This is a genomic window from Kitasatospora cathayae (genome assembly GCF_027627435.1).
Lineage (GTDB): Bacteria > Actinomycetota > Actinomycetes > Streptomycetales > Streptomycetaceae > Kitasatospora > Kitasatospora cathayae.
Genome location: NZ_CP115450.1, coordinates 8555522 through 8574822, shown reverse-complemented (window position 1 = coordinate 8574822; position 19301 = coordinate 8555522). Strand labels below are relative to the sequence as shown.

Here is a 19301-nt window from a genome sequence, read left to right as displayed (position 1 = left end):
GCTCGCTCGGGGCGAGGGCCGTCACCCGGTAGCCGTGAGGACGTCCAGGAATCGCGCGTGGTCGACCGAGACCGAGATCCGCGTCCGGGTGCCGGCCGCCGGACGCGCACCCCAGGCGCCGCGCTCGCGGTACACCTCGACCTCGCGGAACGCGCAGACGGATTCGTCGAGCGCCACGGCCGCCGCGAGCGGGTCGTGGAAGGCCTTGCCGGCGCGGCGCTTGGCCAGGTAGACCCCCATGCCCTCCCGCACGAGCGCCATTCCGGGTGTGAGCCGCCGCGCCGACAGGGCGGCGTGCATCGCGCCGTCGTAGACGACGCCGTGGCAGACGTTCTTCGAGACGAGCACCCGCTCACCGACGTGGGGCGATTCCAGCAGCTTCAACGCGGCGTCCGGAGCGCCGTTGAAGTTGAACGTCGGGCAGGTCTCGCGTCCCTCGAACTTGGGGAGACGGTGTTCGGGCGGGACGACGGAGTCGCCGGCGAAGCCGCCCTGCGCGACCCAGCGGGCGATGCGCACGTTCGGTTCCCGCTCCAGGAGCATGCCGGGGTTCTTCAGCGGCGCCCCCGTGAGCAGCGTCGCGTCCCCGCTGGCGAAGGCGTCCCGCAGCAGCTGCCAGGCCTCGGCGTCGGGTTCGCGAGCCGGAGCGTTGCCAAGCCATCGGCGGTGGAAGCCCGACACCGGCTTCACGTCGGCGCCGGGCCGGTATGCGCCGACCGGCGCGCTCACCCCGAGGCGCCCGAGGAGGTGCTTGACGATGCCGACCTGCTCATCCGATCCGGGCATGACCGTCACGGCCACCAAGTGTGCCCACGGATGGGTCGCGAGGGCACACAGGGTGAAGACGTCGTCGGGGTCGCCGGTCTCCATGTCGAACACGATCGGGATTGCCATGCCCGCGACCGTACCGACCCGACGGAGCGTCACCAACGGAATATCGGCGAGACGAGCGCGTGCGGCCGCCGCCGACTACCGCCGACGTGCGCTGCTGGCCGCCAACGCAGCATCAGCAGCCGAACCACCGGGCCAGGCCAGCAGCGGGCAGTCCGCTCCCACGTGATCTACCACCCCGCCGTCGGCGGCGAGGCGCGGCCCGGCGCTGGTTGGGTCCACGTACCTTGCGCGGCGGGCAAGCAGGAGACCTTCGAGTACCCGGACCGGCTGATCGAGGCGCAGCGGGCGCTGGCGGCCGTGCGGCCGAGCGCCGCTCCTATCCGGCGTCGTTGCGTTCGTGGAGCGGTGCTCTCTCGCCCGGCAGCCGACCGTGTCCGCCCGGCCCCGGCAGGACCCGGGTCAAGGCTCGCGCGGCGACCGCGAAGCGGCCCGGCCTTGATGCGTGCCTCGGGCCGGGGGTCCTCCCGTCCGGGCGGACCCGCCACCGCGAGCAGCGCACTTCATGCGGTCTAACGGATTCCGCCGGCCACCGCCTGCCGCGCGGCCCGCGCCAGGCCGTCCGTCCAGGGTTCGCCGTGGCCCGGCAGCACGGTGGCGATCTCGTGTTCGGCGATCTTCTCCAGTGAGGCCAGCGCGGCCGTGCTGTCCTGGGTGAAGGCCCGGCAGATGACGCACGGTCCGACCCGGCCGGCCACCGCGTCGTGGGTGACCAGGGCGTCGCCGGTGAAGGCGACCGAGGCGTCCGGGAAGAGGTAGCTGGTGCTGCCGTGCGTGTGGCCGGGCGTGTGGACCGCGAGCGGCGCGCCGGGCAGGTCGAGTTGCCGGTCGTGTGTGAAGGTGCGCAGGCTGCGGACCGGCGGGATGCGCAGGGCGCCGCCCCGGGCCAGGTGCAGCGGTGCGCGCAGGCTGTTCGGGCGGCGGAGTGCGTAGCCGAGCAGTGAACGCTCCGGGGTCCAGACCTCGTTCAGCCGTCGGGGCTCGGTCAGGATCGGCGCGTCGGACTCGTGCACCCAGATCTCGGCGCCGGAGGCGGCGCGGACCCGCTCGGCGACGCCGACGTGGTCGGGGTGGCCGTGGGTGACCAGCACCGCCGCGATGTCGGTGATCGGGCGGCCGAGGTCGCGCAGTGCGGTCCGAAGGCCGTCCCAGTGCGCGGGCAGTCCGGCGTCGACCAGCAGCAGGGCGGGCCCGGTGTCGACCAGGTAGAAGTTGACCAGGTGGTCACCCAGGCGGTGCACGGTGGTCATCGCGCTCACCGGCCCAGCTGGATCGTGGTGCCGGGCAGGGACGCGACCGGTTCGGCGCCGAGCAGCCGCGCCGCTGTCCAGGCACCGGGCGGCGGGCCGTCGAGGAGGCGGGTGGCGGTCGCGACGGCGACCGCCGTGGTGAACGCGAACCCCTCGCCGGTGCTCAGCTGCGCGGTGTGCACCCGCCCGTCCGCGTCGGTGAGTTCCGCGTAGGCGTGGGAGCGGCCGTCGTCCGTCCCCGTGCCGCGCGGGACGGCGTACGCGGTGACCTCCGGTGCACCGCTCGCCTCCCGCGCCGCCTCCAGGTCGCCGATCGGCGCGGGGATCACGGTCCGGGCGGCGCCGCCGAAGGTGAGGGTGGTGGCGCCCTCGCCGAGCGGCGCGCGCACCAGCTCGCCGGCCCGGTAGCGGGTGGCCCCCTCGGCCATGGCCTCGGCGACGGTTCCGCGCACGCCGTCGGTGTCGTGGGCGCTGTGGGGGGCGGTGGCGACCTTCACCTCGGTCGCGCCGACGCCCGTCCCCAGCAGGGCCAGCACCAGTGCCTCGGTGGCGGCCGGGCCGAACCCCGCTCCGGTCACCAGGGTGGCGCCGCGTCCGCGGGCCTCGGCGTCCCGGTCGAGCAGGGCGCGCACGGCGGCCCGCTCGTTGGCGAGGTCGAGGTAGGCGGTGCCGGCGTCCAGGCAGGCCGCCACCACCGGCGGGGACAGCCGGGCGAACGGACCGACCGTGTTGACCAGCACCTTGCCCGCACCGGCCGCCGCTCTCAGCGAGGCGGGGTCCGCCAGGTCCACCGCCAGGACCGAGACCGCCCCTGTCTCGAACCGGGCCGCGGTCCGCGTCAGCCGCGCGGCGTCCCGGCCGGCGAGCACGACCCGCCGACCTTGCCGGACCAGTTCCTCGGTGATCAGGCCACCGGTGGTGCCGGAGGCGCCGAGGACCACGAAGTCACTACGCATGACCATGCCCCTTCCCGTCGGCGGGGCCCTCCCGCCGACGGGAACATCATGACACAACATCGATGTCACATCATCAATGTCTAGTCATGAATGTTGGGTCATCAATGTCGTGCCATTGATATGCTGGCTCCCGTACTCGGACGGCGGACCAGGCGGACCAGGCGCACCCCGGGTCCGCCGAGAGCGAAGGAGCGCACGTGACCGCCGACCGCACCCACTCCCCCCGGGCCTCCCACGACGAGCTGCGCTACCTTCTGCTGGCGGCCCAGCGCGAGGGCAGCCGCCGGTTCGGCGAGGCCCTGCGCCCGCTGGGCCTGACGCCGCCCCAGGCCGAGGTGCTCGACGTGCTGGCGGGCCACCAGCCGGTCACCCTCGCCGCCCTCGGCCGTCTGCTCGTCTGCGAGCAGGGCAGCCCGAGCCGGCTGGTCGACTCGCTGGTCCAACGGGGCCTGGTCAGCCGCCTCCCTCACGAGCAGGACAAGCGCGCCGTCCTGCTCGAACTCACCGCCGAAGGCCAGGCCCTGGCCGACCGGCTCGGCGAAGCGACCGGCCGGCTCACCGCCGCGATGGCCGAACCGCTCTCGGGCGCGGACATCGCGACCCTCACCGGCCTACTGCACACACTGCTCGAAGGCACCGACGTCGCCCGGACCGTCCGCAACCGTTTCCCCCGTTAGCCACACCGGCGACCGGCGCCGGGACACGGTTCGACCGACCCGGCGTGGTCGGCACACTCCCGCGCACGGGCACCGCGGACGACGAACCCCCGCCGTACCGCCACCGGTTCGCGCGCGAGATGCCCGCCGACCCCGCCCGGGCCCCGGGCCGCGGATGCCGCGGCGGTGGCGCTCACGACGCGGCGCGTGCTGGAGGGCGGTGTCGTGGTCGGGGTCGTAAGCACTGCGGGCACTCCAGCCGGCCCGGGCCGGCCATCTCCCGCAGCTCCGGCTTCGGGCCCTCCTTCCCGCCGACCGAGGCCCGGCACGTCCAGCACGGGCGCAGCGCGGCGTTCGGAGCCTGCCACACACCGTCCGGACGCGGTGCGCAGCCGCGCGGCGATGGCGTCGAGCCTGCTCGGCAGGCTGGGGGGCGGCTGTGGGCGTCCGGATGGGTCTGTGGGCCGGGGGCGCTGGGCGGCTGCAGGCCGTTGCCGGGATTCCTGGGGCACCGCTGGGGGCCGAGGGCCGGGCCGCGTCGGGCCACGAGCTCGCCAGGGCGGGGAAGTGCTCACGGCCGGTTCGACGAAGCCGGGCTGACCGGGTGGGGCCGGCTCCGAAGGGTGCGGTTGGCCGGCGGTCACGACTCGAAGAACTGCCGCACCACCCGCTCAGCCGCCTCGTCCGCAGCCGCGACAGGCGACAGCTCGTCGAGCGTGTCCAGATCGGTGTCTTCGCTGAGTTCGTCCTCCCAGGCGGCGGCCAGCTGCTCCTGTCCCTCCTGCGGCTGCGCCTGCACCTTTTCGCGGCTGGCGGGGCTGAGGGAGGTGAGGAAGCGGGCGAGTTGGTCGTCGGCGGGCATGGAGGCCTTCCCGGGAGCAGGGTGCGTGTTCACCGGGCCCATGTTCACCGGTGGGTGTACTGGGAAGGGCGCAATGCGCGAAGCAGGGAGCGAGAGTCACCCGAGCGGACGTCTGGTCCGCATCGCAGACAAAACGAACGGCATTGCGGCTGTTGGCGGTCCGACAGCCAGGTGAACGGGTCCATCAGCGTGCGCGCGTGCTGCCGCCGTTTCGGATCGGCGGCACCCCCTACGCACCGCCTGACCCGCTCGGACGCCCACGTATGGCCCGCCGCGCGCCGCAGGCACCTCAACCGCCCGGACGTTATGGAATACCGCCCGTGACCGACCACAGCGCACCCGACGCACAGATCTTCGCCCAGATCCTGCGGCTCCTTCACGTCACCGACCCCGTCATCCCGGCCCACACCTACGAAGCCGCGACCGACCAGCACGCCCTGCGCACGGCCAGCCTCGCGGCCGCCGCCTACGGCGCCCTGGCCAGCGAGGCCACACTGGCGGAGATCCAACTGCTGAACAGCGGCGCGGGCCTGGACGAAATCACCGCCAGCCGCGCGACCATACTGCCCGCGATGACCGCCAACCTGCCCACCATCTGGTACTGGCAGGTCTCCCAACTCGCCGGACAGCTGCGCTACCTCCGCGATGCCACCGAGGGCCGAAACCAGCTGATCAACGCCGCCAGCGACACGGCCCGCGCCCTCATGCTGATTCTCCAGGCCGACCTCGACCAGGACTACCAGCCAGCGACGGCAGCAAGCGCCCTCACCGAGGCCAACGAGATGCTCGCCCGTGCCCGCACCCAGATCACCGACCCGGACCACGGATAGACGCCTCGGCCCCCGCGCGTGGCCCACGACCTGACACTCAGGTGCCCGACCGCCCGGGAATCCGGCTGCGGACCTCGGCGGACGTCTTCGCCCACGCCCAGGGTCGATACGGCCGACCGTCTGCCCGCCGTGCCGGAGGCCCCCCGTTTTCCGACCTGGAGGGACCCGGGCCTGAGAGAGCACCATCAGGCGGTCGGTAATGACCTGCCCGAGGGACGCGCGTCCGAGAGCGGTTGACCTCGGCATGGTCTGGATACAGACGGTACACCCGCGCCCGGTCACCAATCGCGCGCTGACGGACCGACCTGACAGGAGTGCCATGCCACATCCGACCACGCGTCGCACAGCCCGCTACGGCTGGGCACCGGACCTGCCCGACGCCCGCGACTTCCTCTACTCCGCGCCGCGTCTCTCGCTCATCAGCCTGCCGCCCTCAGCGGATCTGCGCGGCCAGTGCCCGCCGGTCTACGACCAGGGCGAGATCGGCAGCTGTACCGCGAACGCCATCGCCGCGGCGTTCGAGTTCGAGCTCATGAGGCAGAACCTGCAGGCCTTCGTTCCGTCGCGGCTGTTCATCTACTACAACGAACGGGTGATCGAGGGTCATGCCAGTACGGACTCGGGCGCACAGCTGCGTGACGGGATCAAGTCCGTGGCGAACTTGGGTGTGTGTCCGGAGGACGAGTGGCCTTACGACGGCACACCCGCACTCTCCGACGGAGGCCCCTTCCCGCAGAACGCGCGGGCCGGCCAGAAGCCTCCGGCGAGCTGCTACACGGAGGCCCTCAAGTCCACGGTGACCGCCTACCAACGCGTTAGCCGGGACCTCAACCAGTTCAAGGCCTGTCTCGCGGCTGGCTTCCCGTTCGTCTTCGGATTCACTGTCTACGCCGACTTCGAGAGCGCTGAGGTCCAGAAGACCGGCGTCGCACAGCTGCCGACGACGGACGAGGAGGTGATCGGCGGACACGCCGTGATGGCCGTGGGTTACGACGACCAGACCGAGCGCTTCATCGTCCGCAACTCCTGGGGGCCCGGCTGGGGCATGGACGGCTACTTCACCATGCCGTACGCCTACCTCACCGAGCAGGGACTCGCCTCGGACTTCTGGACGATCCGCATCGTCACCTGAACCCGCCTTCTTCTCCGGGCCGCTCATCGGTGGAGGCCTTGAACGTGGCGAAGGCAGCGCGGCGGTCCTTGAGGCGGTCGCTGCCGGCCACGGCGAGCGCCGTCAACCGTTCCGGCCTTTCCGCGGCGGGCAGCGGCTCGGAGGCCTCCAGCAGGAGGCGGAACATGCCGGGCGTCCGTGAGCCGTGGACGGTGATCTGCGGGCTGCCCGCCGCGTGGACGGCGTCGCCGCCGTACGCGGCCGAACCGGCGCGGCCGAGGAGGCCGGCGGTGGCGACGGCGTCCAGGGCGTGCTCGGAGGTCGTCGCGGTCGTCGCAGCGCAACTCCCGGTCACCGAAGGCGTCCAGCAGGTCCTCCGGTGGGACGACGGTTGCACGACCGACACGGACGCAACGAGGTGGATCCGGCCTCAGGGGCCGAAGGCCCGGGGTGCCCACTGGTCGAGGTAGTCGGCGGTCGGCCGCAGCCCAGAGGCGAGGAGCCGTTGCCGCGCCGCCGCCCACGGCTCGGCGAGGACGGTGGTGATCGCGCCGGGGAAGGCGTCCTCCCGCCCGAATCCGCTGAAGGCCGCGAAGCCCCCCTCCGCGAGGAAGCGGTCGCGGACGACCGCCAGGCAGCCGCCCGGGAGGAGACCGACCTCGATGGGTCCGGGCCCGGCCACCGGGCGCCGGCGGTAGGTCAGCAGGGCGTCCACGAGTTCAGCCCCGCAGCCCACGAACCGGCTGTCGGAGGCGTCCCGCACCGCGGGTCCGACCAGCGCGACCAGCGCGTCCGGCACGGCGGCGCGGCGGTCCTGCGGTCCGACGGTGTTGACGTTCTCGCGGAAGGTGATCGCCCGGGAGTGTGCCGTGTCTCCGTCGCCGGCTCACGCGTCCTCCCCCGGGACCCGCGGGGCCCGCCGCCGGCGGGACGGGCCACGCGGCCGTCCAGCAGCGGCAGGTCGTCACAGGCGTCCGGGCGACCACCGGTCCATCGCCCCCATCCGCCACCGGAGGCGCGCGCCGGATCTCGCGGCGGACCGGCACCCCGTGAGAGCCGCCGGGACGAACAGGACCCAGCCGGTGCGAACCCCGAGGGCAGAGTGCGTAGCACCAGCTCGACGGTGGTGGCCGGGTCGTGCGTCCACATCACGGTGGGGGTCGTCCCGCTCATGGTGTGGATCATCGCGGCCGCCGCGGGCACCCTGCGCGGCCGCCGCCCGGGGCCCGGTGGCGCCTCTTCGGCGGGAGAGGGGGGCAGAAAAGCGGCCGGCCCGGCATCCGAGGGGGTGGATGCCGGGCCGGGTGTGACGGGGGGTCAGCGCGACGCGGTCTTGCGGGTGCGGCGGGAGACGGAGTCCAGGACGACGGCGGCGAGCAGGACGGCGCCGGTGATCATGTACTGGATGGCCTGGTCGACGTGGACCATGTCGAGGCCGGTGGTGATGCTCTGGATGACCAGGATGCCCAGCAGGGCCGACCAGGTCTTGCCGCGTCCGCCGAACAGGCTGGTGCCGCCGATGACGGCCGCCGCGATGGAGTTCATCAGGACGTTGCCGCCGCCGAGGATCTTGTCGGCGGAGCCCTGCTGGGAGGCGTAGAAGAGGCCGCCGAGGGCGGCCATGCCGGCGGAGATCATGAAGACCGAGATCCGGACCCAGGCGACGTTGATGCCCGCGCGCCGGGCCGCCTCCACGCCACCGCCGACGGCGAAGATCTGCCGGCCGTAGCTCGTGCGGCGCAGGACGAAGTCGGTGACGACCACGATGGTCAGGAAGACCAGCACGGGCAGCGGCAGACCGCGGTCCTGGTTGAGCATGTAGGCGGCGCTCAGCGCGACGACGGCGAGGACGCCGGTGCGCAGCGCGATCTCGCTGACGGGTCGGGCGGTGAGGCCGGCGGCGCTGCGGCGGCGGGCGTCGAGGATCTGTCCGGCGGCGAAGAGCGCGACGGCGAGGACGGCGAGGCCCCAGGCGTAGACGATGTCGCCGTCGCCGAGGAAGTAGTTGTCCAGGTTGGCCAGGACGCCGTCGTGGACGACGTTGACGGTGCCCTTGTCGCCGAGGACGTACTCCTGCAGGCCGCTCCAGGCGAGCAGGCCGGCGAGGGTGACGACGAAGGCCGGGACGCCGATCTTGGCGAAGAAGAAGCCGTGCAGGGCGCCGATGGCGACGGCGACGGCGACGGCGATGAGGCAGGCGAGCCACTCGTTGTAGCCGGAGCGTGCGGACAGGACGGCGGCGATGGCGGCGGAGGCACCGGCGACGGAGCCGAGGGAGAGGTCGATCTCGCCGAGCAGGAGCACGAAGACGATGCCGACGGCGATCAGTCCGGGGCCGGCGATCCACTGGGTGATGTGGGTGATGTTGTCGGCGTTGAGGAAGTCGCCGGTGACGCCCTGGAAGATGGCGGCGATGAGGATCAGGCCGAGGACGACGGGTACGGAGCCGAGGTCGCCGTTCTTCATCTTCTGCTTGAACTCGGCGAGGTAGCCGGCGATGCCGGCCTCGCGGACGAGCAGGCGGGGGTCGACCGCGGGGGTGGCCGGGGCGGGCTCGGCCGGGGCGGACTTGGTCGGGGTGGGCTGTTCGGTGGTCACTTCGCTTCCTCCGCGAGTCGGGCCTGGCGCCGGGTGACGGCGTTCTCGGTGGCGCCGGTGATGGCGGAGATGATCTCCTCGTGCGAGGTGCCGGCCACCTCGAAGACGCCGTTGTTGCGGCCCAGGCGCAGGACGGCGACGGTGTCGGCGACGGCCTTGACGTCGGCCATGTTGTGGCTGATCAGGATGACGCCGAGGCCCCGGTCGCGCAGGCGCTCGACGAGGTCGAGGACCTGGGCGGTCTGCTCGACGCCGAGGGCGGCGGTGGGCTCGTCCAGAATGACGATCTTGGGGTCGCCGACGAGGGCACGGGCGATGGCGACCACCTGGCGCTGGCCGCCGGAGAGGGCGGCGATGGGGATGCGCACGCTCGGGATGCGGATGGACAGGGTGTCGAGCAGTTCGCGTGCCCGCTTCTCCATGGCGACTTCGTCGAGCGTGCCGTAGCTCTTCAGTTCGCGGCCGAGGAAGAGGTTGCCGACCACGTCGAGGTTGTCGCAGAGCGCGAGGTCCTGGTAGACGGTGGCGACGCCGAGGGCCTGGGCGTCGTGCGGGCGGGCGATGGAGACCGCCTCGCCCTCCCACTCGATCGTTCCCTCGTCGATGGGGTGCACGCCGGCGATGGTCTTCACCAGCGTGGACTTTCCGGCGCCGTTGTCGCCCACCAGGGCCACCACCTCGCCGGCGTGCACCTCCAGGTGCACGTCGGTCAGTGCCTGGACGGCGCCGAAGCGCTTGGAGACCCCGCGCAACGCCAGTACGGGTGCGCCTGTCACGTGAACCATCTCCTTCTTCCCGCGCGCGCCGTGATGGTGGTCGGCGGCCGGGCTGGCCCGCGCACCGTGCGGCGCGGGCGGGTGAGCGTGTGAAAGGGGTGCCGGAGCGGGGCGGGCCCGCCGCGCGGCGCGGGCGGTGCTCCCCCGGGGAGGTGGGGAGCTCCGCCCGGGCGGAACTACTTCAGGCCGGCCGCGGCGCAGGCGGCGGCGTAGTCCGCGGTGCAGATGTCGGAGACCTTGTAGAGGCCGTCGGCGATCACGGTGTCCTGGATGTTGGCCTTGGTGACGACCTTGGGGTCGAGCAGCTTGGCCGGGATGCCCTTGTCGGTGGCGCTGTCGACGCTGGCGGTGGCCACGGTCTTGACGTCCTTGCCCTGCAGCAGGTCGACGGCCAGCTCGGCGGCGCTGTCGGCGAGCGGCTTGTAGGCCTTGTAGATGGTGTAGGCCTGGTCGCCGTTGACGATGCGCTGGACGGCGTCCAGACCGGCGTCCTGGCCGCCGACGGGGACCTTGATGCCCGCGCCCTGGAGCTGGGTGATGATGGCGCCGGCCATGCCGTCGTTGGCGGAGTAGACGCCCTGGAAGCCGTCCTTGCCGAGCTGGGTGATCGCGGCGCCGATCTTCTGCCCGGCGACGGTGGGCTTCCACTCGCCCGACTGCTCGTAGACGACCTTCTTGACCTTGCCGTCGAGGACCTTGTGGGCGCCGGCCTTGAACTGGCCGGCGTTCGGGTCCGCGTCATCGCCGTTGATCATGACGATGTTGTCGTCGGCGGCCTGCGGGCCGAGCGCGTCCAGCAGGGCCTGGCCCTGGAGTTCGCCGACCTTCTCGTTGTCGAAGGAGGCGTAGGCGGCGACCGGGCCGGTGGCCAGGCGGTCGTAGGCGACGACCTTGACGCCCTTGGCGGCGGCCTCCTGCACCCAGCCCTGGGTGGAGGTGGCGTCGAAGGCGTCCAGCACGATCACCTTGACGCCCTGGGCGATCAGGGTGTCGAACTGCTGCTTCTGCTTGGCGGCGCTGCCCTCGGCGTTGTTGTAGAGCACCTTGCAGTCCGCGCACAGGGCCTTGACCTTGGCCTCGATGAAGGGCCGGTCGAAGGACTCGTAGCGGGTCGAGGACGCGTTCTCGGGCAGCAGCAGGCCGATGGACTTGGTGTCGCCGGAGGCGGCGGAGTCCTTCTTGTCGCCGCCGGCCTTGCCGCACGCGGCCAAGGACAGGGCCATCGAGACGGCGGCGGTGGCGATGACGGCTCGACGCATCGTTGCGTTCATGGTGGGGGTGCCTCCCTGACGTCGCCGCGACGGTGCGGCGGAGTTGGCTGGAGTCAACCCTCACCCGCCAGATTGAGTCAAGAAGTAAATGCAAGACGAGACCTAGTCAGACCTATTCGTTATCTTCTTGAAGATAACGAGGCCGAAAACGGGCACCTCCGGACCGGCGGCCGGGGACCACCCGACCCGGCCGGCCGCGCCTGCCCCAGAGGCGGGCGTCATGAACACACAGAGACACAGGGTAGACCGCCCGTAACGGCGGCGGGGGCGGCCGGCCCGCGGCCAGGGCTAGCGAGAGGTCGGGCCGCGGGTCGGGCGCCGCATGTTCCGCTCGGGCGACCTGTGGGAGTTATGCGTTCAATACGTGTCGATTGGATCTTTCTCGCGGGTCGGCCGCGAACCCCACGGCGGTGCTCCCGCCTGCGGAAGCACCCGGCCTGGCCGGCACCCCGGACCCGACCCGCCCTGCCTCCGGAGGATCCTGACGCACAGTCAGCGGCGGCCGCGCGGGGCCGGGCCGCCTGCCGCCGTCTTTACGAGCCGATGGGTTGCCGGGCAGGGGCCGTGACGGCTCCCCCTCGGCACCGACGAGGACGACGATCGTCGCGCCGGGACCCGGCCCGTTCCCAGGGTGCCCGGGCGACGGTCGGACGGGAGCGCCGACCGTCCGGTGGATCACGCCGCGGCCGCGGGGTCGCAGGGGGCGGCGACGGCACCCCGGGGGGACGTGCGGGGCGGACGCGCGACCCCGTGAGCCACTCCGCGTCGTCGAGGGCGAAGGCGCGCCGCGGGAGGTCCTGCTGCGCCGCCGCGTCCTCCCGCGCCGGGCGGCCGGGAACGGCACGAGGGCCCGCGCCGGCGCGGATGCGCGGGCACGGGCCCTCGTGGGTCGCCCTGGTGGTCCCTGTCCGGCCTCCGGGGCACGGGGGGAAGCCGATCGGTCGGCTCAGTACCAGTGGTGGGTCTGCCAGAACGCCCAGGCGGCGTTCGGGCTGCCGTAGCGGGTGTTCATGTAGTCCAGCGTCCACTTGATCTGGGTGGCCGGGTTGGTCTTCCAGTCCGCGCCGGCCGAGGCCATCTTGGAGGCCGGCAGCGCCTGGCCCAGACCGTAGGAGCCCGAGCTCGGGTTGGTCGCCGACACGTTCCAGCCCGACTCGTGCGAGACGACCTGGCTGAACGAGGCCAGCTGGTCCGCCGGCACCATCTGCGCGGCGATCGCCTGCGGGGAGGCGTCCGCGGCCGAGGCGACGGCGGGCACCACGGCGGCACCCAGCGCGGTCAGACCGGCGGTGCCGGCGAGAATCGCGGCAGAGGTACGCATACGGAGCTTGAAAGCGGGCATGTAGAACAAGACCTCAATCGGGTTGGGCCGACGTCACCCCCCGCTTCGACCGTGGCCGGACAGGGGCCGAACTGGTCGCGGGGAGTGACTCGGCGGTAAGCCGCATCCGGCGGGACAGGAGCCGGTGCGGCCGACGACGAATGCCAAGGTGCCAGACCGGATCGGCGGCGGCCAAGACCCCTCGTTACGATCCGCGGTCGTAGCCGAAGGGGCCGGCGCCGCCTCGAAAGGCGGGCCGCCGGAGCGTGTTCATCTCCGCCCACCCCTTCCGGCCTGCGCAGACACCTTCCAAGCGCTAGACAAATAGTCGCAAAAGGGCGCAAAACGGACACTACTATCCGTCGTCGTGCACCCGATTCCCATGTGAGCGCACTCACCCCACGGCCCCCGGCGACATCACCGACCGGCCGGGAGGCCAGCACGCTGAGTCACCACGAGGCGGCTGCCGTCGAGACCGCCGGGGCATGGGCGCCCTACCCCGCCGAGCGTTGCGGGTGAGTCAGGTTGGCCCCGTTCCGGGGGTCGAAGACGTGGATCCGGGCCGTGTCGACCCGGAGCTCCAACGGGCCGCCCTCGGTGGCGCGGGTGGCGGTGTCGAGCCGCGCCACAACGCGCTGCTCCCGCATGCCCGTGTCGGCCCGGCCCGAGTCAGCGGCGAGTTCGGCGAGTTCGGCGAGTTCGGCGAGTTCGGCGGGACCCGCCGTCGGCGCCGGTGCGCCCTGCGGCGTGAAGTGGACGTAGACGTCCGAGCCCACGGATTCCCTGACGTCGACGGTGACGGTGCAGGTGACCCCGCCGCCGTGCTCGACCAGGGAGGCGTCCTCGAAGTCCTCGGGGCGGATGCCGACGATCAGCTCGCGCGGAGCGTCCGCGCGTTCCAGGGCGCGCCGGGTGCGGTCGTCCAGCGGCAGCGCGCCCAGCGAGGTGCGCAGGGTGTCCTGCTCCAGTGCGGCCCCGAGGAAGTTCATGCCGGGAGAGCCGATGAACCCGGCGACGAAGAGGTTCACCGGCTCGTCGTACAGGTGCTGCGGCGAGCCGACCTGCTGGACGACGCCCGCCCGCATGACGACCACCCGGTCGCCGAGCGTCATCGCCTCGACCTGGTCGTGGGTGACGTAGACGGTGGTGGTGCCCAGGCGGCGCTGGAGTGCGGCGATCTGGGTGCGCATCTGGACCCTGAGCTTGGCGTCGAGGTTGGAGAGCGGCTCGTCCATCAGGAACGCCTTGGGCTCGCGGACGATCGCGCGCCCCATCGCGACCCGCTGGCGCTGCCCGCCGGAGAGGTTGGCGGGTTTGCGGTCGAGGTGCTGGGTCAGGTCCAGGATGCGGGCGGCCTCCTCGACCTTGGCGGCGATGGTCGCCTTGTCCGTCCTGGCCAGGCGCAGCGCGAAGCCCATGTTGTCGCGCACGCTCATGTGCGGGTAGAGGGCGTAGCTCTGGAAGACCATCGCGATGTCGCGGTCCTTGGGCGCGCGGTCGTTGACGACCTGCCCGGCGATGCGCAGGGTGCCGTCAGTGATGTCCTCCAGGCCGGCGATCATGTTGAGCGTGGTGGACTTGCCGCAGCCGGACGGACCCACCAGGATCACGAACTCGCCGTCGGCGATGGTGAGGTTGACGTCGTGGACGGCGAGGGCGCCGTCGGGGTAGCGCTTGGTGATGCCGTCGAGGACGATCTCGGCCACGGTCCGCCTTCCTGGTCCGCCGGGTGGGGCGGTCTCAACCTTTGACTGCGCCGGCGGTGAGGCCGGCGACGATGCGGCGCTGGAACAGCAGTACGAAGATCACGATCGGGATCGTGATGATCACGGCGGCGGCCGCGATCGAGCCGGTCGGCTGCTCGAACTGGGAGCTGCCGGTGAAGAAGGCGATGGCGGCCGGTACCGTCCGGGCGGCGGTGGTGGAGGTCAGCGAGATGGCGAACAGGAAGTCGTTCCAGCAGAAGATGAAGACCAGGATGGCGGTGGTGAGCACGCCTGGTGCCGCCAGTGGGGCGATGACCAGCCGGAACGCCTGCCACGGCGTGGCGCCGTCGACCTTGGCCGCCTTCTCCAGGTCCCAGGGGATCTCGCGGAAGAACGCCGAGAGCGTGTAGATCGCCAGCGGGAGCGAGAAGGTCATGTACGGGATGACCAGTCCGGCCCAGGTGTCGAAGAGGCCGAGCGCCCTCTCGATGTCGAACAGCGGTGAGACCAGCGAGATCGGTGGGAACATCGCGATCAGCAGGGAGATCCCGATCAGCAGCCGTTTGCCGGGGAAGCGCAGCCGGGCGACCGCGTAGGCCGCCATGGTGCCCAGCACGACGGCGATGGTGGTGGAGATCACCGCGATCCCGATCGAGTTCACCAGGGCCCGGGTGAACTCCGAGGTCTCGAAGATGCCGCGGTAGTTGGCCCAGGTCCACCTGCGCGGCACGAAGTCGCCGTCGGTGAGGGTGGCGGGGTCCTTGAAGGAGAGCGCCACGATCCACCACACCGGGAAGAGCGCGTAGAGGACGACGGCCAGGTCGGCGATCGTCCAGCCCGCCAGGGTCCGGGTGCGGCGGGTGCTCATCGGTGCTCCGGTTCGGTGCCGGGCGCCGCCGTGCCGAACAGCTTGACGAAGACCAGGGCGATGAGCGCCACGCAGACGAAGATCAGCACGGAGATCGCCGAGCCGATGCCGAGGTTGAGCGCGGTGAAGAGGTTGTCGTAGCCGAGGATCGAGACCGAGCCGGTGCCGTGGGAGCCGCCGGTCAGCACGTAGATGTCGTCGAAGATCCGGAAGGCGTCCAGGGTGCGGAAGAGCAGGGCGACCAGGATCGCCGGTTTCATCAGCGGCAGGATCACCAGGCGCAGTCGCTGTCCGAAGGTCGCGCCGTCCACCATCGCCGCCCGGACGGTCTCGTCGGGCACCAGGGCGAGGCCCGCGAGCAGGAGCAGGGCCATGAACGGGGTGGTCTTCCACACCTCGGCGAGGATGATCAGACCGATGGCGGGCCACTGTTCGGTCAGCGGGGCGCTGCCCGCGGGCAGCAGCGCGGCCAGGTAGCCGGTGCCTGGTGTCCAGGCGTACTGCCAGGAGTAGGCCGCGACCACGGTCACGATCCCGTACGGGACCAGGACCGCGGTGCGGACGGTGCCGCGGCCGAGGAGGGCGCGCTGCATCACCAGGGCGAGGGCGAGTCCGAGGGCCAGCTCGACGGCCACCGACACGACGGTGATCAGTACGGTGATGCCGAGCGCCTGCCACCAGATGGGGGAGGTCAGCACCGCGCCGTAGTTGGCGAGCCCGACCCAGTGCGCCTGGTCGGGGAATCTCAGGTCGTAGCGCTGCAGCGAGAGGTAGCCGGCGTAGCCGATCGGGTAGGCGGTGACCGCCAGTATGACGACGACCGCGGGCGCGCAGAGCAGCAGGCCGAGCCTGCGTTCCTCGCGGGCGCCCCGGGAGGGCCCGGCCGGTTTCCGGACGGCGTCGTCGCGGGTTCGGGTGGGTGGTGTCACGGGATCAGCCCCTTCGAGCCGAGGGCGTCCTGGATCTGCCGGTGGAGGTCGGCCACGTCGTTCTCCGGGCGGATGCCGGCGGGCGGGGAGAGGGTGTGGGAGACGGCGATGGACACGTTCTGGTAGGCGGGGGTCTGCGGCCGGACGCTCGCGGTGTCGAGGGCGGCGAGCACGTCGGCGGCGAAGGGGTAGCTCCGGGTGAGTTCCGCGTCCTGGTACAGGCTGCGCAGCGACGGCGGGAGGCCGCCCTTCAGCGCGTTGGTGAGCTGGTTGTCCCGGCTGCGCAGGCACAGGGTGGCCGCGAAGGCGAGGTCGGCGTGCCGGCTGTAGGCGCCCACCGCGAGGTCGATCCCGCCGATGGTCACGCCGGCGGGGCGGTCGGGCGTCACGGCGGGGTAGGGCGCCCAGTGGAAGTGCGGGAACAGTTCGGGCTGGTTGGCTTTCATCGAGGGGTAGACGAAGGGGTAGTTGAGTTCGAAGGCGGCCGTGCCGGACTCCATGGCGAGCCGGTTCTGGTCCTCCATCTGGTTCGGCAGCGAGGGGTCGGCGGCCGCGGAGGTCGCCAGGTCGTGCATGACCTTGGCGGCCGCGACGGCGGGCGGCCCGAGCGAGGGGGCCTGGGCGTCGGGGGTGAGGATGGCACCTCCGGCGCTGGTGACCAGGGTGTTGAACCAGACCGTCAGTCCCTCGTACTGGGCGCCTTGGACCTCCACGTAGTGCGGTTTGCCCGCACGGGCCAGGTCCTGCGCCGTGGCCAGCATCTCGGCCCAGGTCCTGGGCGGGGTTCGGACCAGGTCGTCGCGGTACCAGAGCAGTTGGGTGTTCGAGTTGTACGGCGTCGCGTACAGCCGGCCCTGCCAGGTCGCGGTGCGCACCGCCGCGTCGAGCGTGTCGGCGGTGCCCCGGTCGTGCAGCTGTCCGGTCCACTCCCGGATCCATCCGGCCTCGGCGAACTCGGCGGGCCAGGTGACGTCCAGGCCGAGGATGTCCACGTCGGCGTCGTGGGCGGCCATCCGGCGCACCAGTTGCTGGCGTTGGCCGTCCGCGCCGCGGGGCAGCTTGTTGTAGCGGATGGTGTAGCGCCCGCCGGACTGCTGCCCGCAGTGGTCGGCGGCTTGCTGGAGTGCGCCCGAATCGTCCGGGAAGTTGTACCAGTTCAGCGTCACCAGGCCGTTCTGCCCGCTGTTCCCGCATCCGGCCAGGGTGGACGCGACCACGGCCAGCCCGGCGGCGGCGCTCGCCCACCGTGTTCGGAGGCTGTGGACCCTCGGCATCGTTCTCCCGTGGTGCGGCGGACCGGCCCCCGCCGACCCTAGCCCGCTGCTCCGGCCGCATCGCCGCGTGCCGCGCCGTCGACCAGCCGGACGGCCCAGCCTCCGGAGATCGGCGCAGTCGGGGGCGTTCAGGAGCCGCGCGACGTCGGGGACGATCCCATGTTCTCCCCTCCCCGGATGATGATCTCGCTCGCCCGCCCGGTGACCACCAGTCGGCCGTTCTCCTCCCGGCCGAGGTCGCCGGTGGCCTGCCAGCCGACGGCGCCGGGCATCCGCAGCTGGATCTCGCCGTCGACGAACCGGGTTTCGATCCCGGGCAGCACGACGCCGTCGACGGCGACCCCCCGCAGGCCTCCGTGCTGCCGTAGCCGTGGTGCGGCTCGCGGCCGCACACCCGGCGGAACCGGTCCCGCAGCTGCTCCGGCAGCGGGGCCCCGGCGTCCAGGAGCTGGTGAACGGGTTGTCGCAACGGTCACTCGCGGCGTGATCGATCGTCAAATCCGATCCTTCTCCGCGCGGCGGCACCGGGCCACACTGACGGGCTGTCCCTCCTGGCCCACGGACTCATGAGGTGTTCGTGGTCGAAGCCCCAGGGCCGGCGGCTGGTGCCGGTCTACCGGCGAAGCCGGCCGGCATCGTCTGGCAGGACGGGCAGTGGCCAGGCCGGGTCCGGTGTCCAGGTGGGCCATGGGGCGGCGAACGGGCCGGCGCGGTCCTGGAGGAGGCCGAGGGCGCGCTCGCGGGCCTGCTCGACCAGGCGGTGGTCGTCGTCGGTGATGAAGCCGAGGCGGCGGCCGTGCGCGTACTCGTCCTCGTCCTTCCACTTCGCCGAGGACAGGTCGGGCTCGACCACCAGGTCGACGAGCAGGTCCAGGGTGTCGATCCCGGTCCGCGTCCGCACGGCCGGGCGCTCGAAGTTGACGTACAGGCGCAGCGGCTCGCCCGCCGTGGTCTGGAAGTGGTGTAGGGAGAACCACTCGCCCGTCTCGAAGCGGGAGCGCAGGACGGTGTGCCGCCAGGCCCACGGCTCCAGCTCCCAGGTACCGGCGGCGAGGTTGGCCAGGCCGTTCTTGCGGGAGGTGTCGTCGCCGGTGCGCAGCGCCGTCGTCCAGGTGGTCGGGGCGAGGGCGCTGATCCCCGGCCAGTAGCCGAGCTCGAGCAGGGTGCCGGTGTCGGAGATCGCCCGGTGGGGCTGGGCGGACCACACCTTGTCGAGGTGGATGTCGCGGCGCACGACCGTGGCGCCGGGGGCGAACGGGGCGCCGGTTCCCGGCGCGACGGGGGTCATGGTCGGCCCCAGGTGGTGCAGGCGGGCTCGTGCCAGGTGGTGCGCACGACCATGCCGCCCGGGGTGATGTGCTCGCTGGACCAGGTCTGGCAGCAGCCGCCGCCCGGCTGTGCGGGAGCCGGCGGCCGCGCGGCACGGGCGGCGGCGGCAGGAGTGGGGGCGGTCGGTGCGGACGCACGTCGGCGACGGCGGCGGGAGTGGGTGGGAGGAGTCGTCATGCCGAAGGCTCTGCCCGGCCAACCACGGCGCCGAACCCGGCCGCCACCCGAACGGACCACACCGGGCGGGGACTCACCGTCCCTGATCTGCGGCGGGGAGTTTGCGGCCGGGGCGGCCCATGTCCCGGGCGGGCGGACTGACCGGCGGCCCCGAGCCCACCGCGCCGAGGCGAAACTCCCCGGTTGCGGGGCCGGTTGCGGCACTCGATAGTGGACACGGTGGCCGTATGGCGCGCGCCGGGGTGTGGGCCGAGCCACCAGCCGGCCTTGTGCCGTTGGTTTTCCTGGTCTGGCGACAATGGCAGGGCCCCTGGTAAGGAGCCACTTCGCACCGCCACCGAGGCGGCGAACACGGCTGGCGGATCCGCTCCGATCGCGGCAGTGTCCGCCCCTCCCCTGCACCGGCAACCCTTCGTGGTCGACACCGGCAGTGCGGGCTGCACGTGGGACCGTCTCCACCCCTCCCGGAATCGCGAGAGGAGCACTCTCTTGACCT

20 protein-coding genes are annotated in these 19301 nt (G+C 72.3%); 3 read left to right on the top strand and 17 right to left on the bottom strand.

Annotation, left to right across the window (positions count from 1 at the left end):
- Positions 1-21 precede the first annotated feature (21 nt).
- The 3 genes from O1G21_RS38370 to O1G21_RS38360 form a co-directional block, all read right to left on the bottom strand.
- Entirely contained in the window at positions 22-894 is an 873-nt protein-coding gene (locus O1G21_RS38370; RefSeq protein ID WP_270150370.1) for a nucleoside hydrolase, read from the bottom strand.
- 509 nt (positions 895-1403) lie between these two features.
- On the bottom strand, positions 1404-2141 hold the full coding sequence (locus O1G21_RS38365) for an MBL fold metallo-hydrolase (protein WP_270150369.1): 738 nt from the start codon (positions 2139-2141) through the stop codon (positions 1404-1406).
- A gap of 5 nt (positions 2142-2146) precedes the next feature.
- Positions 2147-3097: a saccharopine dehydrogenase NADP-binding domain-containing protein gene (locus O1G21_RS38360; RefSeq protein WP_270150368.1), complete on the bottom strand. Its 951-nt coding sequence runs from the start codon at positions 3095-3097 to the stop codon at positions 2147-2149.
- A 197-nt stretch (positions 3098-3294) separates the two neighbouring features.
- Here O1G21_RS38360 and O1G21_RS38355 point away from each other — a divergent pair, with 197 nt between their 5' ends.
- A complete protein-coding gene (locus O1G21_RS38355; protein ID WP_270150367.1) occupies positions 3295-3774 on the top strand; it encodes a MarR family winged helix-turn-helix transcriptional regulator in 480 nt (159 codons plus the stop codon).
- Between the two features lie 619 nt (positions 3775-4393).
- On the opposite strand, the gene O1G21_RS38350 is transcribed toward O1G21_RS38355, so the two are convergent.
- Positions 4394-4615 carry a hypothetical protein gene (locus O1G21_RS38350; protein ID WP_270150365.1) on the bottom strand — a complete coding sequence of 74 codons (222 nt, stop codon included), beginning with the start codon at positions 4613-4615 and terminating at the stop codon, positions 4394-4396.
- A 320-nt stretch (positions 4616-4935) separates the two neighbouring features.
- Between O1G21_RS38350 and O1G21_RS38345 the strand changes: the two genes are divergently transcribed.
- Both O1G21_RS38345 and O1G21_RS38340 read left to right on the top strand, forming a co-directional pair.
- On the top strand, positions 4936-5445 hold the full coding sequence (locus tag O1G21_RS38345; protein ID WP_270150364.1) for a hypothetical protein: 510 nt from the start codon (positions 4936-4938) through the stop codon (positions 5443-5445).
- A 319-nt stretch (positions 5446-5764) separates the two neighbouring features.
- Positions 5765-6577: a C1 family peptidase gene (locus O1G21_RS38340; protein ID WP_270150363.1), complete on the top strand. Its 813-nt coding sequence runs from the start codon at positions 5765-5767 to the stop codon at positions 6575-6577.
- Here O1G21_RS38340 and O1G21_RS38335 read toward each other — a convergent pair.
- The 13 genes from O1G21_RS38335 to O1G21_RS38275 form a co-directional block, all read right to left on the bottom strand.
- Positions 6570-6911: a hypothetical protein gene (locus O1G21_RS38335; protein WP_270150362.1), complete on the bottom strand. Its 342-nt coding sequence runs from the start codon at positions 6909-6911 to the stop codon at positions 6570-6572. The two genes, O1G21_RS38340 and O1G21_RS38335, sit on opposite strands and share 8 nt — an antisense overlap.
- A gap of 75 nt (positions 6912-6986) precedes the next feature.
- Positions 6987-7355: a hypothetical protein gene (locus tag O1G21_RS38330; protein ID WP_270150360.1), complete on the bottom strand. Its 369-nt coding sequence runs from the start codon at positions 7353-7355 to the stop codon at positions 6987-6989.
- A gap of 518 nt (positions 7356-7873) precedes the next feature.
- Positions 7874-9154, bottom strand: coding sequence for a sugar ABC transporter permease (locus O1G21_RS38325; RefSeq protein WP_405000772.1), 1281 nt, complete (start codon positions 9152-9154; stop codon positions 7874-7876).
- On the bottom strand, positions 9151-9939 hold the full coding sequence (locus O1G21_RS38320; RefSeq protein ID WP_270150358.1) for an ATP-binding cassette domain-containing protein: 789 nt from the start codon (positions 9937-9939) through the stop codon (positions 9151-9153). The genes O1G21_RS38325 and O1G21_RS38320 overlap by 4 nt, the downstream gene beginning before the upstream one ends.
- 167 nt (positions 9940-10106) lie before the next feature.
- The gene (locus O1G21_RS38315; protein WP_270150357.1) at positions 10107-11201 is read right to left on the bottom strand and encodes a sugar ABC transporter substrate-binding protein; all 1095 of its coding nucleotides are present in this window, start codon (positions 11199-11201) and stop codon (positions 10107-10109) included.
- Between the two features lie 946 nt (positions 11202-12147).
- The gene (locus tag O1G21_RS38310; RefSeq protein WP_270149431.1) at positions 12148-12522 is read right to left on the bottom strand and encodes an aggregation-promoting factor C-terminal-like domain-containing protein; all 375 of its coding nucleotides are present in this window, start codon (positions 12520-12522) and stop codon (positions 12148-12150) included.
- Between the two features lie 494 nt (positions 12523-13016).
- The gene (locus O1G21_RS38305; protein ID WP_270150356.1) at positions 13017-14228 is read right to left on the bottom strand and encodes an ABC transporter ATP-binding protein; all 1212 of its coding nucleotides are present in this window, start codon (positions 14226-14228) and stop codon (positions 13017-13019) included.
- Positions 14229-14262: 34 nt separating this feature from the next.
- Positions 14263-15096 carry a carbohydrate ABC transporter permease gene (locus tag O1G21_RS38300; RefSeq protein WP_270150353.1) on the bottom strand — a complete coding sequence of 278 codons (834 nt, stop codon included), beginning with the start codon at positions 15094-15096 and terminating at the stop codon, positions 14263-14265.
- Positions 15093-16025, bottom strand: a complete 933-nt coding sequence (locus O1G21_RS38295; protein WP_270150352.1) for a carbohydrate ABC transporter permease — start codon at positions 16023-16025, stop codon at positions 15093-15095. The genes O1G21_RS38300 and O1G21_RS38295 overlap by 4 nt, the downstream gene beginning before the upstream one ends.
- Entirely contained in the window at positions 16022-17299 is a 1278-nt protein-coding gene (locus O1G21_RS38290) for an ABC transporter substrate-binding protein (protein ID WP_270150350.1), read from the bottom strand. The genes O1G21_RS38295 and O1G21_RS38290 overlap by 4 nt, the downstream gene beginning before the upstream one ends.
- A gap of 128 nt (positions 17300-17427) precedes the next feature.
- Positions 17428-17622, bottom strand: coding sequence for a hypothetical protein (locus O1G21_RS38285; RefSeq protein ID WP_270150348.1), 195 nt, complete (start codon positions 17620-17622; stop codon positions 17428-17430).
- Positions 17623-17912: 290 nt separating this feature from the next.
- The gene (locus tag O1G21_RS38280) at positions 17913-18587 is read right to left on the bottom strand and encodes a DUF402 domain-containing protein (protein ID WP_270150347.1); all 675 of its coding nucleotides are present in this window, start codon (positions 18585-18587) and stop codon (positions 17913-17915) included.
- Positions 18584-18805, bottom strand: coding sequence for a hypothetical protein (locus tag O1G21_RS38275; protein ID WP_270150346.1), 222 nt, complete (start codon positions 18803-18805; stop codon positions 18584-18586). The genes O1G21_RS38280 and O1G21_RS38275 overlap by 4 nt, the downstream gene beginning before the upstream one ends.
- Positions 18806-19301 lie beyond the last annotated feature (496 nt).